At 71.0% G+C, this 15,395-nt stretch carries 16 protein-coding genes; 6 read left to right on the plus strand and 10 right to left on the minus strand.

Features of this window, described 5'->3' with window-relative positions; all coding sequences use genetic code 11:
* The first annotated feature begins 856 nt into the window (after positions 1-856).
* Together FJ091_11945 and FJ091_11950 are read left to right on the plus strand one after the other, a co-directional pair.
* Entirely contained in the window at positions 857-1,606 is a 750-nt protein-coding gene (locus tag FJ091_11945) for a methyltransferase domain-containing protein (protein MBM4384068.1), read from the plus strand.
* 48 nt (positions 1,607-1,654) lie between these two features.
* Positions 1,655-2,434 (plus strand): SDR family oxidoreductase, encoded by a 780-nt coding sequence (locus FJ091_11950; protein ID MBM4384069.1) that lies wholly within the window; start codon positions 1,655-1,657, stop codon positions 2,432-2,434.
* Positions 2,435-2,525: 91 nt separating this feature from the next.
* Here FJ091_11950 and FJ091_11955 read toward each other — a convergent pair whose 3' ends face one another.
* The 4 genes from FJ091_11955 to FJ091_11970 form a co-directional block, all read right to left on the minus strand.
* Positions 2,526-3,821: a glycosyltransferase family 4 protein gene (locus FJ091_11955; protein ID MBM4384070.1), complete on the minus strand. Its 1,296-nt coding sequence runs from the start codon at positions 3,819-3,821 to the stop codon at positions 2,526-2,528.
* A gap of 67 nt (positions 3,822-3,888) precedes the next feature.
* The gene (locus tag FJ091_11960) at positions 3,889-4,593 is read right to left on the minus strand and encodes a methyltransferase domain-containing protein (protein ID MBM4384071.1); all 705 of its coding nucleotides are present in this window, start codon (positions 4,591-4,593) and stop codon (positions 3,889-3,891) included.
* Positions 4,562-5,821 carry a glycosyltransferase family 4 protein gene (locus FJ091_11965; protein MBM4384072.1) on the minus strand — a complete coding sequence of 420 codons (1,260 nt, stop codon included), beginning with the start codon at positions 5,819-5,821 and terminating at the stop codon, positions 4,562-4,564. Before FJ091_11965 ends, FJ091_11960 begins: the two co-directional genes overlap by 32 nt.
* 94 nt (positions 5,822-5,915) lie before the next feature.
* A complete protein-coding gene (locus FJ091_11970; protein ID MBM4384073.1) occupies positions 5,916-6,149 on the minus strand; it encodes a hypothetical protein in 234 nt (77 codons plus the stop codon).
* 154 nt (positions 6,150-6,303) lie between these two features.
* Here FJ091_11970 and FJ091_11975 point away from each other — a divergent pair, with 154 nt between their 5' ends.
* Positions 6,304-7,479: an anhydro-N-acetylmuramic acid kinase gene (locus FJ091_11975; protein ID MBM4384074.1), complete on the plus strand. Its 1,176-nt coding sequence runs from the start codon at positions 6,304-6,306 to the stop codon at positions 7,477-7,479.
* Positions 7,480-7,573: 94 nt separating this feature from the next.
* Here FJ091_11975 and FJ091_11980 read toward each other — a convergent pair whose 3' ends face one another.
* From FJ091_11980 to FJ091_11995, 4 genes are read right to left on the minus strand one after another with little or no spacing between them, the layout of a single operon-like run.
* Positions 7,574-8,314, minus strand: coding sequence for an MBL fold metallo-hydrolase (locus FJ091_11980; GenBank protein ID MBM4384075.1), 741 nt, complete (start codon positions 8,312-8,314; stop codon positions 7,574-7,576).
* Complete coding sequence (locus tag FJ091_11985) at positions 8,311-9,243, minus strand: NTP transferase domain-containing protein (GenBank protein MBM4384076.1); 933 nt, start codon at positions 9,241-9,243, stop codon at positions 8,311-8,313. Before FJ091_11985 ends, FJ091_11980 begins: the two co-directional genes overlap by 4 nt.
* Positions 9,243-10,265 carry a phosphotransferase gene (locus FJ091_11990; protein ID MBM4384077.1) on the minus strand — a complete coding sequence of 341 codons (1,023 nt, stop codon included), beginning with the start codon at positions 10,263-10,265 and terminating at the stop codon, positions 9,243-9,245. Before FJ091_11990 ends, FJ091_11985 begins: the two co-directional genes overlap by 1 nt.
* Positions 10,262-11,587 carry a spore maturation protein gene (locus tag FJ091_11995; protein MBM4384078.1) on the minus strand — a complete coding sequence of 442 codons (1,326 nt, stop codon included), beginning with the start codon at positions 11,585-11,587 and terminating at the stop codon, positions 10,262-10,264. The genes FJ091_11990 and FJ091_11995 overlap by 4 nt, the downstream gene beginning before the upstream one ends.
* 162 nt (positions 11,588-11,749) lie before the next feature.
* Between FJ091_11995 and dacB the strand changes: the two genes are divergently transcribed.
* On the plus strand, positions 11,750-13,183 hold the full coding sequence (gene dacB, locus FJ091_12000) for a D-alanyl-D-alanine carboxypeptidase/D-alanyl-D-alanine-endopeptidase (protein ID MBM4384079.1): 1,434 nt from the start codon (positions 11,750-11,752) through the stop codon (positions 13,181-13,183).
* 26 nt (positions 13,184-13,209) lie between these two features.
* Here dacB and FJ091_12005 read toward each other — a convergent pair whose 3' ends face one another.
* On the minus strand, positions 13,210-13,578 hold the full coding sequence (locus FJ091_12005; protein ID MBM4384080.1) for a hypothetical protein: 369 nt from the start codon (positions 13,576-13,578) through the stop codon (positions 13,210-13,212).
* Between the two features lie 128 nt (positions 13,579-13,706).
* The gene (locus FJ091_12010; GenBank protein MBM4384081.1) at positions 13,707-13,910 is read right to left on the minus strand and encodes a helix-turn-helix domain-containing protein; all 204 of its coding nucleotides are present in this window, start codon (positions 13,908-13,910) and stop codon (positions 13,707-13,709) included.
* Between the two features lie 377 nt (positions 13,911-14,287).
* Here FJ091_12010 and rsmD point away from each other — a divergent pair, with 377 nt between their 5' ends.
* Positions 14,288-14,872, plus strand: a complete 585-nt coding sequence (rsmD, locus tag FJ091_12015; protein ID MBM4384082.1) for a 16S rRNA (guanine(966)-N(2))-methyltransferase RsmD — start codon at positions 14,288-14,290, stop codon at positions 14,870-14,872.
* The gene (gene coaD / locus FJ091_12020; protein MBM4384083.1) at positions 14,869-15,369 is read left to right on the plus strand and encodes a pantetheine-phosphate adenylyltransferase; all 501 of its coding nucleotides are present in this window, start codon (positions 14,869-14,871) and stop codon (positions 15,367-15,369) included. Before rsmD ends, coaD begins: the two co-directional genes overlap by 4 nt.
* Positions 15,370-15,395: the final 26 nt, after the last annotated feature.

The raw sequence follows: 15,395 nt of genomic DNA on the forward strand, positions 1-15,395 counted from the left end.
CGCTGGCATCGCGCGCCGCGGTGAGCGTGCGCAGCGCGGCGAGCTCCTTGCCCGCGAGCCGCCGCGTGTGGAGGGCGAGCGTCACCACGAGCAGGCCCGCGTACGTGATCAGCACGCCGTTGGCGAGCGCCGAGTTGTACGGGATGGCGACCTGCACGTCGGCGCTCGCGGGCAGCAGCGCTGCGCCGCGGTCGGCAGCATCCGGCAGGGCAGGCAATGCGCCCGCGCCGGCAAAGAGCAGCGTGCGCCCGTCCGCCGCGATCACGACGGGCTGCACGCGCACCTGCCCGAGCCGAACCCACGCCGACTCGCGCAGCAACGCGCGCAGCCTCTTCTCGACCTGCGCGGCGACCGGCCCCGCGCTCGCGTCGACGCGCGTGGCCTCGGTCACCTCGGCCGCGAAGTGCATGGTGAGCCCGCGCTCGAGCCCGCGCAGCGTGAACACGTACGCCACGACGAACACGACGATCGCCGCGTACGCAAACCGAAAGCTCGCCAGCCGCTCCAGCGCCGACGCCGGCCTCTCGCCCGCGGTGCCGACTCCCCTCTCTTCGACCTCAGCCACGCCGACTCCCACCCGACCCCCCAATTAGCAAAGCGCCTCGCCCGCCAAAGACACCGCCCGCGCCGCAACGGATGCCCGCCCCAGCGAGATGCGAAACGCACAGGCAGAAGGCAGGAACGACCTCGCAGTCGAACGCTCCTCCCAAGCAGGTCGGCCGAGGCCGCAAGCGAAGCGCGCAGCAGCGGGCGAGTCTTCGAGCCCGATGCGAAGTAAACAAGGCTGAAGCCGCCCCGCCGAAGCCCAAGAGACTCGAGCACCTCGACCATGCGAGTCGTCGACCTAGACCGAGACATGACCGACGTGATTCCCACCGGAACCACGCGCGACTCGAACTTCCTGTTCGAGCGGATGACCCGCGCCACGCTGGACGCGACGCTCGCCGCGCCTGGCAAGCTCATTCTCGACGTCGCGAGCGGCTTCGGGCAGGACGCGATCGCTCTGCGCGCGCGCGGCGCCGAAGTGGTCGGGGCCGAGCCGTCCGCGCGCATGACGGCGTGGGCGCGCCTGATGAGTGAGAAGGCCGAAGGCTCCGTCCCGCACTGGGTGCGCGGCTGGAGCGACGCGCTGCCGTTCGCCGACGCCACGTTCGACGCAGCCTACTGCAAGGGCGCGCTCGACCACTTCGATCGGCCCGAGCTCGCGATCTCCGAGATGGCGCGCGTGACGAGGCCGGACGGTCGCGTCGTGCTCGCCGTCGCGAACTTCGATTCGCTCGCGTGCAGAGCTGCGCGCGCACAGGATCGCTTCCGCGAGGGCACGCTCGGGCGCGCGCCGAAGCGCGGCCGCCGTCACTACGACGTGCCCGCCGACCACTTCACGCGCTACGAGCTGGCGTTGTTACGGGAACACTGCGCGCGCTTCGTCGCGATCGAGCGGGTCGTCGGCCTCTCGCTCGCGTGGGGCCTCCCGAGCTGGACGCGCTTCGTGGAGGCGGTGCCCGCGTTCATCGCGAATGCTGCGCTGCGGGCTGCGGATCTCGGTGCGCGCGTCGCGCCGCGGCTCGCGGACGTGATCGTGATGGTGGGGAGGCCGAAGCGCTGACCTGCTCGGAGGCGGGATACGATGCGCTCCTTCACGAAGGAGCCCTCGATGCCTCGCCTCTCTCAGCTCTCGCGCTCGATCGTCGGCCGCGGCGCACTCGTTACGGGCGCCGCGAGCGGCATGGGCCGCGCCACCGCGCACCTGTTCGCGGACGAGGGCGCGCTCGTCGCGGTCACCGACGTGGGCGCGGAAGGCGTGCAGCGCGTCGTCGACGAGATCACGCGCGCGGGCGGCAATGCGCGCGGCTGGGTGCTGAACGTCGGCGACGACGCCGAGGTCGCGCGGGTCGTGCCCGAGATCGCGGCGGCGTTCGGGCGGCTCGACATCGTGGTGAACAACGCGGGCATCTCGCGCTTCGCGCCGATCGACCACGCGGACTTCGTGAAGAACTGGAACGACTCGATCAGCGTGCTGCTCACGGCGCACACGCGCGTGATTCGCGCGGCGCTCCCGTTCCTGCGCAAGAGCGACGCCGGCCGCATCGTCAACATCGCCTCGACCGAGGCGCTCGGCGCGACGAAGTACGGCTCGCCCTACACCGCGGCGAAGACGGGCGTGATCGGCCTGACGAGGTCGCTCGCGGTGGAGCTCGGACCCGAAGGCATCACGGTGAACTGCATCTGCCCCGGTCCGATCAACACGGGCATGACCGCGGCGATCCAGGACGAGCACAAGAAGATCTTCGCGAAGCGCCGCACCGCGCTGCTCCGCTACGGCGATCCGGAAGAAGTCGCGCACGGCACGCTGAACTTCTGCCTGCCGGCGTCGCGGTACATGACGGGCGCGGTGCTGCCGGTGGATGGTGGGCTGACGATCAGGAACGCATAGCGAGTCGCAATGCGGGCGGCGCTGCTTCTGGTCGCTCGCGAACGCCGGCGAACCGAGCGCTGAATGGCGCGGCGCGCTGCTGCTCGAGGCATCAGGCTTGCGGCCTTCGCTCCTCCATCACCCGCACGTACTCCTGCGCCGTCCGCGCCGCGATGCTCGGCCAGCCGTATGCGGCCTCGACGCCCGCGCGCCCCTTCGCGCCTAGCTCCTCGCGTAGCCGCGGTGCGGCGAGCAGCTCCGAGATCGCGCGGGCGAGCGCGGGCTCGTCGTCGACGGGTGTGAGCACGCCGCCGCCCCCGGTCTTGACGACTTCCGGGAGCGAGCCGGCGCGCGTCGCGAGCACCGGCGTGCCGCACGCCATCGCCTCCGCCGCGGGAAGACCGAAGCCCTCGTAGCGCGAGGGCACCACCACGAGTGTCGCGCGGCGATAGCGGCGCACGAGATCGGGGGTCTCGAGTCGGCCCGTCACGTCGAGGCGATCCGCGACGCCGAGCTTCGCGGCCCACGCGAGCGCCTCGCTCTTCGCGTCGTCCACGAGCGTCACGCGCACTTCGCGCGGCAGCAGCGTGAGCGCTTCGAGCAGCTTGCGCACGCCCTTGTTCGGGTCGCTCGCTCGCGCGACGCACAGCAGCTCGTTCTCGCGGCGCGGCTCGCTCGCGTCGGGCGAGAACAGCTCGGTGTCGATGCCGTTCGCGACCATCGCGAGGCGCTCGCGCCGCACGCCGAAGTCGGCAGCGATCTGCTGCGCGCTCGCGACGCTGCTCGTGAACACGCGATCGAGCCGGCGCGCGACGAAGCTCTGCATCTCGACCGGGTAGAACTCCCACGTGCCGAGCCGCTCGCGAAGTGTCTTGTCGCGTTTGAACGACATGCGGCGGTCGACGCTCAGCGGGTGGTGCACGGTCGTCACCACGGGCAGCCCCAGCGCGCGCAGCCCTAACAAGCCGTAGCCGAGGCATTGCACGTCGTGCACGAGGTCGTAGCGCCGGCCCGCGCGCAGCCGCGTCGCCACTTCGCGAAAGGCCCGCACGCTGAACGCGAACGGCTCCGGCAGGAAGCCGAACGCCGACGCGCCGAATTCCCAGAAGTTGAGCGGCTCGAACACGCGCAGCGGATTCGGCTTCGGGAGCAGATTCTTCCAGTCGCGAAAGAACCACTTCCCCCAAAACCGCTCGTTCGGCAGCTCGCTGACGCTGCGCGCGAATGGCATGGGATCGGGGTAGGGCGGGCCCACGAGGACATCTACGGAGTGCCCAAGTCGCGTGAGCTCACGTGCGAGGAACCAGAGATAGATCCCTTGCCCGCCCGACTGCATGTTGCCGCGATAACAGACGAAGAGGATGCGCAGAGGTCGACCCGGCTGCGGCAGTGACGTCACGACTCGCACGCGCTGAAGAGAAGCGGTGCCACACAGCGCCTCGAAGCCGATGGCGACGAAACGCGGGATGCCCCGCTCACGCTGGTTTCTCGGCGTACAGCACGACGCTCTTCGGACAGATGTAGTTCAACGCGTACTTCTCGATCAGCGCGGCAAATCGTGATGCCGTCGCGCGAATCAAGCCCAAACGGTACGCGCGCACGAGTGCGCTCTCGTCGGCGCGCGGCAATCCCGCGATCGAGCGCAGCGCCCAGTAGGGCGTGTGCAGCCCGTGCGCGAAGGAGCAGCCCTCGGTGCGCAGCCCGGCGCTGCCCAGTGCCTTGGCGAGATCGCGCGGCGTAAAGATGCGGATGTGGCCGCCGGGGCTCTCGAAGTAGTCGTCGCCGAGACGCAGGTAGAGCAGCTCGCTCGTCGTCGTGGGAATCGTCACCGCGATGCGGCCGCCGGGCTTCGTCACGCGCGCGAGCTCGCGCGCGGCGGCGGGGTAGTCGTGCACGTGCTCCATCACTTCGGCGCAGATCACGCGGTCGAAGGTGGCGCTGGCGAACGGCAGCTTGAACGCGTCGCCTTGCAGCATGCCGCCGAACGAGCGCTTCTCGCGCGCTCGCTCACGGAGCGCATGGTTGGCGCGCTTCAGCGAGCCGAGGTCGAGGTCGAGGCCGACCACGCGCGCGCCGCGCTCGAGCGCGCCGAAGCAGTGGCGGCCCTCGCCGCAGCCGGCGTCCAGTAACAAGTCGCCGGGGCCGACCCTAAGCCGCGCGAGATCGACTGTGAGCAGCACGCGTCACGTCCTCGAACACTTGCACGAGCTCGCGCGCGGCTTGCTCCCAGCGGAAGAGGCGCAGCACGCGCTCGCGCGCCGCGCGGCCCATGCGCTCGGCGCGCGCGGGGTCCGCGAGCACGTCCGCGATCGCCGCGGCGAGCGCCGGCGGATTGCGCGGCGGCACGATCACGCCGGCGTTGCCGTCCGTGCCGACCACCTCCGGAAGCGCGCCTGCCGCGTTCGCGATCACCGGAACTCCGCACGCCATCGCCTCGCTCGCGGGGAAGCCGAAGCCTTCGAAGAACGACGGCACGACCGCGATGCGGCCGGTCGAGTACTCGCGCACGAGGTCGGCGATCTCGAGGAACTTCGGCTGGAAGCGCACGCGCCGCTGAAGGCCGAACTTCTCGACGAGCCGCGGCACGAGCCCGTCGGGCGGAATGCGGCCGTCGACGATCTTCAGCGTGACGTGCTCGGGCAGCAGCGAGAGCGCCTCGAGCAGAGTGCCGATGCCCTTCTTCCGATCCTCGGTGCGCCCGATGAAGATGAGGTCCGTCTCCTTCGCGACCTCGGGATGCGGACGAAACAGCTCGGCGTCGGTGCCGTTGTAGACGACCGCGATGTCCTTCTCCGGGATGCGGAAGCACTTCTCGATCTCGGCGCGCGAGGCCTCGCTGACCGTGACGATCTTCGCGAGCCGCGGCGCGACCTGCTGCTGCATGAAGAGCGGGAAGTAGAGCGTGCGGCGCACCTTCTTGATGAAGCGCGGGTCGACTGCGAAGTCCGCCTCGCGATCGAGGTGCAGCGGGTGGTGGATCACCGACACGACGGGCGTGCCGAGCTTCTGGAGTCCTAACAACCCCCACGCCAGGCACTGGTTGTCGAACACGACATCGAAGCCGTAGCGCCGCTGCAGCTCGGGCCACCGCCGCAACAAGCGGAAGCCGAAGGTCTGCATCTCCGGGAACACGCCGATGCGCGACGAGCCGAGCTCCCAGAGGTTCAGCGGCGTCAGTAGCCGGCGCGGATCGCGCCCGCGCGCCCACTCGCGCAGCGGCGTCCCGAAGACGTTCTCGTTCTCGATCTTGTGCAGCGGAATGCCCGGCTCGAGCGTGGGGAAGGGCGGCCCCGCGAACACGTGCACGTCGTGTCCCGCCTTCTGCCACTCGCGCGCGAGGTACGAGGCGTAGATGCCTTGGCCGCCGCAGTACATGTTGCCGCGGTAGGTCAGCAGCGCGATCCGCATCCTGTTGGACTCCGCTCGGCTTCGTCTCGCTGCGCGCGGCCAGGCGCCGCTTGCACCGTTGCTCGCTTCGAGTTCGTTGCGTCGCTGCCGCTCGCTAGCGCTTCTGCGCGCTCTCGATCGGCGCGTCCGGCGGCGGCTCGGGCTCGACGCGGATCGTCGCGATCGTGTAGCCGACCCAGAAGGTGAGCCCGAGCACGACCGCGAGCAGCACGGCGACCGGAATCGCGACGGCCCAGTATGCGCCCGAGACCATGCCCGCGAGGAACAGCACGCCGAGCCCGGCGGCGAGCGCGCAGATCAAGACGCCTTGCATGCGGCCGGCATCCATCGCCTTCTCCTTGCTTCGCTAAGTCCGCGAGTCCGCTACCGAAGTCGGTGGTGTCCGGCGGGCGGCGCAGTATCCGGACGACACCAAGCAGTGTCAACGCAGCGCTGCGCGGATCCCGCCGCGAAAGCTCAAGCAACGCTCCGATCGAGCCGTCATGCTGCGCAGCATGCGCGTGATCGGACTCATGTCGGGCACTTCGGCGGATGGCATCGACGCGGCGCTCGTCGAGTGGCCGGACGGCGAGGACGCGCAGCCGTTTCGCCTCGTCGCGCACACCGAGTCGCCCTACCAGCCCGCGTTCCAGGCGCGCATCCATCGCCTCGCTGCGGGTCGCGTGCCGGGCGCCGAGGCGCTGCGCGAGCTCGCCGCGCTCGACGTCGAGATCGGCGAGCACTTTGCGGCTGCGGCGGCGCGCTGCGCGGAGGCCGCGAGCCTCTCGCTCGCCGAGGTCGATGCGATCGGCTCGCACGGGCAGACCGTCGCGCATCACCCCGAGCTGCGCGCGACGCTGCAGATCGGCGATCCCTCGGTCATCGCGGAGCGCACGGGCTGCACCGTCGTCGCAGACTTCCGGCCGCGCGATGTCGCCGCGGGCGGCGAGGGCGCACCCCTCGCGCCGTTCTTTCACTGGGCCTCGATGCGCGATGCGAACGAGGCGCGCCTCGTGCTGAACCTCGGCGGCATCGCGAACGTGACCTGGCTGCCGCGCGGCGGGCGCGGCGAGGACGTGATCGCGTTCGACGTCGGTCCCGCGAACTCGCTGTGCGACGGCGTGGTCGCGACCCTGACGAGCGGGGCCGAGCGCTTCGATCGCGACGGCGCGCGCGCGCGCGGCGGGCGCGTGATCCCCGCGCTCCTCGACGAGCTGCTCGCGGACCCGTTTCTCGCGCGGCGTCCGCCGAAGTCGACGGGCCGCGAGCGTTACGGAATCGCGGAGGCCGAGCAGCTCGCGAAGCGCTTTACCGACGCGCCCGACGATCTCGTCGCGACGCTCGTCGAGTTCACCGCCGCAGCGGTCGCGCGTGCCGCGCGCGACTTTCTCGCCGGCACCCCGCAGCGCCTGCTCGTCGGCGGCGGCGGAGCGAAGAACCCCGCGGTGATGGCCGCGCTCGCGCGCCAGCTCCCCGGGGTGCGGGTCGAGCCGATGGAGGCGGCGGGCGTTTCGTCCGCGGCAGCGGAGGCGATGGCCTTCTCGCTGCTCGCGCGCAACGCGCTGCTCGGGCTCGCGAATCACCTGCCGCAGTGCACCGGCTCGCGCGGCGCGCGCGTGCTCGGCGAGATCGCGCTCGGCAGCTCGCCGCGGGCGCGAGCGGCGGTGCGCCTCCGCTAGAGCCCATCTCGACCGAGCCCGGCGCGCGAAACTCGCCGGCTGACGAGGCGCGCGAGCGAAGGCGTATCCGCCGGCACTTCGAGCCTGCGCGTCCCTACAGCTTGTACGTGAGCCCGTCGTCCGCGATCGAGAAGCCTTCCGCGGGGCCGTGCTCGCGCATGTCTCGGCCGAGGTGCGTGAGCACGATTTGGCCCACGTCGAGCTGCGCGCGCTTCGCGGAGAGCTCTTCGAGGCTCAGGTGGTAGGCGTACTCGGGGCGCACGTGGGTGCAGTCGCACAGAAAGAGATCGGCGCCGCTGACCGCGCGCGGCAGACCCTCGAACCAGCCCGTGTCGCCCGAGTAGGCGACACGGCGCGCGCCGTCGTCGATGCGCATGCCGTGCGGGCACGACTCCGGCGCGTGGTTCACCTCGAACAGCTCCACGCGCACGGGGCCTACTTGCTGCGGGCCGCCTGGGTGCAGCTCGAGGAAGCGCAGCGGATACGCGAAGCGGTAGTGGTCGAGCCCGTGGCCGGTGGCGCGCGCCGCGGCGCGCACGCGCTCCTCGATGCCGCGCGGGCCCGCGATCACGAGCGGTCGGCGGCGACGATCCTCGAAGTCGAGCGTCGCGAGCAGGAACGAGGGCACGCCGCCGAAGTGGTCGGCGTGAAAGTGCGAGACGACGATCGCGTCGATCTCGTTGCGCGAGACGCCGGTCGCTCCGAGCCCGGCGAGCGTGGTCTGCCCGCAGTCGATCAGCGCGAGCCCCGACGCACCGCGCAAGAGGTACGCCGCCTGCCTCCGGCCCCCGGAGCAGAAGTGGTCGCTCGTGCCGATCATGAGCAGCTCGCTCATGCCTCGCCGCCCTCCGCGCACGAGATGAATCGACCGCAGGCGAACACGCCCTGAGCCGCGCGCGTGCCAGCCGGTACGCGTTCGTCGGGCCACACCACGACGCGCTCGAGCGCGCAGTCCGCGCCGATCTGTGCGCCGGCTCCCGCGATCAGGTTCGGCTCGAGGCGTGCGCCACGCGCGCGCGCGGCGCGGTCTGCGTCGAAGTAGCGCAGCGCGATGGGCTCGAAGTTCGCCGCCAAGTACTCCGCGGGCGTGCCCACCGGCTCCCAGGCGCACGCGCCGCGGCCGAGCACTTCGCCGCCCACCGCGCCGGCGTCGCTCGCGGCGAGCGGTCCCCACCAATCTTCGAGGTGATTGAACACGTCGCGGTCCGGCATCGAGTCGAAGGCGCGTGCGGAGAGCACGTTCACCCACGTGTAGAGGCCGCGCTGCGTCTCCCCGCCGAGGTCGAAGCGGCGCCCGATCCGGCGCAGGCGGCCCGCGGCGTCGAGGCCGATCGAGCCGAAGCTCGCGACGCGGTGGTCGTCCGCGAGAGCCGCCGTGACGGCGCGGCCCGAGGCGTCGTGCGCGCGAATCAACGCGGCCAGGTCGAGGTCGACGATCATGTCTCCGCCCAAGATCACGCAGCGCTCGCTTTCGCGGAGGAAAGAAGCTACGCGGCGAATGCCGCCGCCAGTGTGAAGCAAGTCACGCTCGAACGAGAAGCGAGTTCGCAGTCGGGGTGGGCAGAAGCGTTCGGCTGCCTCCCGCAGGCGTTCGGGCAGATGGTGGGCGTTGATCACGGCCTCCGTCACGCCCGCCGCCGCGAGCAGCTCGAGGCCGTAGGCGATCAGCGGGACGCCCCGCACCGGAACCGCGGGCTTGGGGAGCCATTCGGTGAGCGGCCGCAGACGCGTGCCGAGCCCCGCCGCAACGATCATGCCGCGCATCAGCGTTCGTCCCAGCGCGAGAGCAGCTCCGCCGCGCGCGCGATGCGCGCATCGAGGCCCGCGGCACGCCGCGCCGCGCGAGCGAGCATGCGCTGCGTGCGCGGCGCGAACGCGAGGAAGCGCGTGTCGCCGCGCTCCTTCGCGGCGTAGAGGAAGCGCGCGTGGTCCTTGCCCTTGCGCGTGACAGTCAGCAGGTCGAAGCGCGCGTGGAACGAGGCGGCGTCTGGAGCGCCCGGAAGCAGCGGGCGCAGCCGCGCGAGCTGCGCGTCGACGAAGCGCTCGGCCAGCTCGAGGTACGAGTCCCGCAGCAAGCACACCGCGTCGTACTCGGGCGGGGCGAGGAAGGCGCCCTGCAGGTCGATCAAGCCGAGCGATCCATCCGCGCGCAAGAGCAAGTTCTGGCTCTGGAAGTCGCGGTGCGCGAGGCGCAGCGGTGCGCGCGCGCACTCGGCGCCGATCCAGGCGAACGCGTCGCGCAGCGCGGCCTCCTCGGCCGCGGTCGGCCCTCGCCCGAGCGCCGCGGCGAGGCTGTGGCGCACGAACAAGTCCGCCTTGTACGCGAAGTAGGGCGCGTCGAGCTTGCGCGCGAACGCCTCGACACCGCTGCCGTTGTCGGCGATGCGCTGAAGACGCGGCAGCAAGTCGAGCGCGCGCGCCACGAGCGCCTCGGTCTCGGCGGCGCTGCATTTCTGCGAGTGCGCGTAGAGCGACTCGTCGCCGAAGTCCTCGAGAAGCTCGATGCCGGGCGCGCTTCCGTAACGCTTCGGCACCGGCAGCCCCGCGCGTTCGTAGAGCGCGCGGATCGGACCCAGCGCGGGCTCCGGCGGGATCCCGGGCGGGCGGCCGGCGGGATCTTCCTCGGTCTCGACGCGCGCGATCGCGCTGCGGCCGCTCGCGGTGCGCACGCGGTGGAAGCGGCGCAAGCCGAGCGCGGCCGAGAGCGGCGCGACATCGGCGACGGCTTCGCCGAGCGACTCCTCCGCCAGCGCGCGCACGCGCTGCGCCTCGTCCGCAGCGCTCACACCGGGCCCGTGTAGAGCCACTGCGTCGCGAGCACGGCGCCGGTGTAGCCGGCGACGTCGCCCAACAAGCACGCGGGCAGGATGTAGCGGGAGTTCTTCACGCCGATCACGCCGAGGTAGAGCGTGAGCACGTAGAAGGTCGTCTCGGTCGAGCCGTTCACCGCGGAAGCGAGGAAGCCCGCGTAGCTGTAGGGGCCCTCGGTCTTCAGCGTGTCGGTCAGCACCGCGAGCGCGCCGGAGCCCGAGAGCGGCTTCATCAGCATGAGCGGCAGCACGGAGCCCGGCACGCCGATGAGCGACGTCAGCGGGTCGAGCAATCCGATCAGCGCATCGAGCGCGCCCGACGCGCGGAACATCTCGATCGCGACGATCATCATCACCATGTAGGGCGCAATGCGTGCAGCGACGGCGAGCGCCTCCTTGCCACCCTCGACCGCGATCTCGTACACGCGCGCATTCTTCGCGACGCCGTAGGCGACGAGCGAGAACAGCAGCAGGGGCAGCGGCCAGCCTGACATCACGCGCTCGCCGAGACTCTGCGGATCGTCCCAGCCCGTCCAGATCTCGTGCGCGAGCCCGCCGAACAGCGCGAGGCAGAGGGCTCCCAGCAACAACTGCTGCGGAAGCGGCGCCGCTTCGCTCGCCGCGGCGCTCGGGAGCGAGGCATCCGGCAGATCGCTCGGCGGCGGCGGGACTTCGGCGTCGTCTATCGCGCGCGGCGCGAAGAAGGGCAGGCGGCGAAAGAACAGCGCGGCGATCACGGCCGTCGCCGTGGAGCACGTCGTCGCGATCAGCGTTGCGATCCAGACTTGGCCCGCCATCGCGTCTCCGCCCTCGCCCGCGAACGAAGCGCGGATCGCGATCACGCCGGACGGGATCATCAGCGTGACCGACGTGGCATTGATCGCGAGGAACAGCGCCATCGCGTCGGTGGCGACGCCGGGGAAGCGGTTCAGCTTGTTCAGCTCGACCATCGCCTTGAGGCCGAGCGGTGTCGCGGCGTTGCCGAGGCCGAGCACGTTCGCCGAGAGGTTCATCACCATCGCGCCGAGCGCCGGGTGATCGCGTGGCACCTCGGGGAAGGCGCGCTGCAGCAGCGGGCGCACCGCACCGACCACGACGTTCAAGAGCCCCGCCTCGCTCGCGATCTTCACCACGCCGAGAAAGAGGATCATCGGGCCGACCAGGCCGACCACGAGGTCGATCACGCTCTTCGCGCTCGCGATCGATGCACCGCTCACGTCGGCCAGCCTGCCCGTCCAGGCCGCGGTCGCGACCGACGCGAGCATCAGCACGGCCCAGATCCAATTGAGCACGCTCACCCCCCGGCTCGCGCTGCATCGGCGCGCGCGCGCATCCCCGTGAGCGCGGCGCGCGCGCAACCTCCCCGATAAGGTGGGAAGGGTCAACGGCGTCCCCCACGCCACGCGATTCGAACGAAGCGTTCGCGCGAATCGTCCGATGCAGACAGCGAGGTGGGGTCGATGCGGCGAGCGGTGATGCGGCTCACGGTGTGCGCGATTGCGCTGCTCGCGGCTGGCGCGCTGTACGCGAGCGATGCGGATGCCGCGTGGCTCGCGCGCGTGCGCGCGGCGGCGAACGCGCGCGGCTTCCAGGGCGGCGCGCAATCGATTCTCGTGGTGGATCGCGCGAGCGGCGCCGAGCTGTTCGCGAAGAACGCCGAGCGCGGGCTCGTGCCGGCTTCGACGCAGAAGATTCTCACCGCGCTGGCCGCGCTCGAAGCGTTCGGCGCGGGCAATCAGTTCGTGACCGAGGCGCTCGTGCCCGCGCCGCCGAACGCGGACGGCGTCGTTACCTCGCTCGCGATTCGCAGCGCGGATCCTTCGCTGACGGGCGAGCAGTGGTGGCGCCTCGCCTTCGACCTGCGCGCGCTGGGCGTGCGCGAGATCGCGGGCGACGTGGTGCTCGACGGCTCGCAGCTCGACGCCGAGCGCTGGCACCCGAGCTGGCAGCCGGTGTCCGCGCGCGCGTATCACGCGCCGATTGCGGGCATCTCGGCGAACTACGGCGCCTTTCGCGTGGTCGTGATGCCGGGCGAGAGCCTCGGCGCGCCGGCGCGCGTGCAGATCGATCCGCCCGTGCCGTACTTCAAGCTCACGAACGCGGCGCGCACGAGGAAGCCCGGCGGCGGTCCGCCGCTCGCAGTGGAGCGCTCGCTCGAGCCGGGCGGCGGCGAGCGCGTGACGGTGAGCGGCGCGATCGCGCTCGGGACCGACCGCCAAGAGGTATGGCGCTCGGTGATCGACCCGATCGGCTACGCCGGCGCGGTTTTCCGCCAACAACTCGAGGCCGCCGGCATCGCCGTGCGCGGGAGCATCGCCGCCGGCGTCGCGCCCGTGGACGCTCGCGTGCTCTACGAGTTCGACGGCTTGCCGCTGCGCACCGTGGCGGACCTGCTGCTCAAGTACAGCAACAACTACATCGCCGAAGCGTTGCTGAAGCACCTCGGTCGCCTCGACACGGGCGCGCCCGGCAGCTGGGCGAATGGCGCGACTGCACTCCACGCACGACTCACGGCGCTCGGCCTCCCGATGGACGGCATCAAGATCGTCGACGGCTCCGGCCTCTCGCGCGACAACCGCGTGAGCGCGCGCCTACTCGTGGCCGCGCTGCGCCACGCGGATCAGTCCTTCGCGGTGGGCCCAGATCTGCTCGCGGGCCTCCCGATCGCGGCCGAGGACGGCACGCTGCGCAAACGCGCCGAGAATGCGCGCGGCCTCGTGCGCGCGAAGACCGGCACGCTCGACGGCGTGACGGCGCTCGCCGGCTGGGCGCGCACCGCGCGCGGGCGCGAGCTCGTGTTCGCGCTGATCTCGAACGCGCATCGACACGGCGACGTCGAGGCGATCGCCGCGGCCGACGATTTCGCCGCGGCGCTGGTGCGCGACGCGAACTGAGCGCGCGCCGACGTTCGCGGGGCGCGCTAGCTCACCGCGCCGGTGATCGAGAGCCCGAGCTGCTGGACGGCGAGGAGGTTGTTCGCGACCGCCCAGCCGGTCGTTGCGAGCAGCACGCCCAGTGCGGCGAGCTTCCACGGGCGCGCGATCCGCGGCGTGCGCACGACGAAGGCGAGCACCGCCAGGGTGATCGCCGTGTCGATCACGAGCCCCTCGGCGAGCCCAAAGCGCTCGAACAGCCACGCGGCGAGCGGATTTGCCTCGGTGACCTCCCAGCCCACGACTTGCGCCCGCAGGCACACGTACGTCGTCCAGTGGTCCGCGAGCGAAAACAAGAACGCCAGTGCTGCGAATGCCTGCACCATGCGGCGTCCAGCGAGCAACTCGCGTGCCACGAGCGCGCGAACCGGCGATTCCGGGCGGCACCGCGCGAGCTTGGGATCCGCGGCTGCGTGCGCGAGAGGCGCAGCTGCACCGGCAGCTTGGGGTAGTCGCGTTCCCAACCGAGGAAGCTGCGCGCTGCTCAGCGCTCGCGGCGCATGCGCCCGCGGCCGAGCAGCAGCCAATCGATCGAGATGTCTTCCTTCATCGCGAGCTGGATCAGGAACTCGGCGTGCGGAGTCGTGCCGCTCTCGTAGCGATTCACGTTCTGCTGGAACACGCCGAGCTCGCGCGCGAATTGGCGCTGCGAGCGCACTCCGCGCACCTGCACCAGCCGTTCCGCCACGCGCCTTCGTTGTCGCTCCAGCGCCGCAGACATCTCACCTCCCCACCTGGATCAATCGTTCGGCTCGAATCGCCTGACGCGCGCCGCGCCTGCGAGAGGCCGCCTGCCAACGCCGTGCGATCGAGTGATCGCGGTGGGGCGAGGAGAGGGGGGACTCGCCGAGAGCAATCGTTCGTTCAACCGACCCGTGATTTCGTCGCCATCGAAAAAAATCGCCGCACGTCCCTAATAAGTGACGAACGGCGAGCGCATTCTATGCAAGCAGGTTTGCGCGATCAACTAAAAATCAGCCCGCCCGCACGAAGAATTTTTTTTAGCCCCGCCGGGAACGCGATTCGTGACGCGATCGTCTCGGCGTGCGCGAAGATGATCGCGCGATGCGAATCACCGGCGGAGAGTTCGCGGGGCGCGTGCTGCGCGTGCCGCCCAGCGAGGTGCGTCCAACGGCGGAGCGCGTGCGCGAGGCGCTGTTCTCGATGCTCGCGCACCGCGGCGCGCTCGAAGGCGCGCGCGTGCTGGACGCATTCGCGGGCAGCGGCGCGCTCGGACTCGAAGCGCTCTCGCGCGGCGCAGCGAGTGCGGTGTTCGTCGAGAAGTCGCGCAGCGTCGCGGGCGTGCTCGCGGCCAACGTCGCCGCGCTCGGAGTGGGCGCGCGCGCGCGAATCCTGCAGCGCGACGCGCAGTCAGCGCTGCGGACGTCGCTCGCGCACGAACGCTTCGACCTGTGCTTCGTCGATCCGCCCTACGCGAGCGCTCTGGCCTCGCCCACGCTGCGCGCGCTGGTCGCGAGCGGTGCGCTTTCGGCACGCGCCGTGCTGGTGGCCGAAACCGATCGCCGGCATGCTCCCGGCGCGATCGAGGGCGTCGCGCTTGCGCTGGAACGGCGTTACGGCGACACCCTCATCTCGTTGTACGGCTTCGAGAATTCCGCAACCGACGAGGATGGAGAGACGCCCGCATGAGCCACGAGCCCGGACTGGCGCTGTTCCCCGCGAGCTTTGACCCGCTTACGAACGGCCACCTCGACTTGGTGCTTCGCGCGAGCCGCGTCTTCCCGCGCCTGATCGTCGCGATCGCGCACAACGTGAATAAGAAAGGCACGTTCACCGTCGAGGAGCGCCTCGACATGCTGCGCACCGCGCTGGGCGGCATGAAGGGCGTCGAGGTGACCGAGTTTCAGGGCCTGGTCGTCGACTACGCCGAGAAGGTGGGCGCTCGCACGATCGTCCGCGGCCTGCGCGCCAACGCGGACTTCGAGTACGAGTTCGAGATGGCGCTGATGAACCGGCACATGAAGCCGGAGATCGAGACGCTCTTCCTCATGACCAGCCAGGAATATTTCTACGTGAGCTCGTCGCGGCTGAAGGAGCTGGTGAGCTTCGGCACCGCCGTGTCGGAGTGGGTGCCGCCGATCGTCGAGGCCTATCTCAAGAAGAAGTTCGGAGCGCAGGCGGGCTGAGCTAGCCCAGCGCGGCTACTGCCGCG

This window comes from Deltaproteobacteria bacterium (assembly GCA_016875395.1).
GTDB lineage: Bacteria > Myxococcota_A > UBA9160 > UBA9160 > UBA6930 > VGRF01.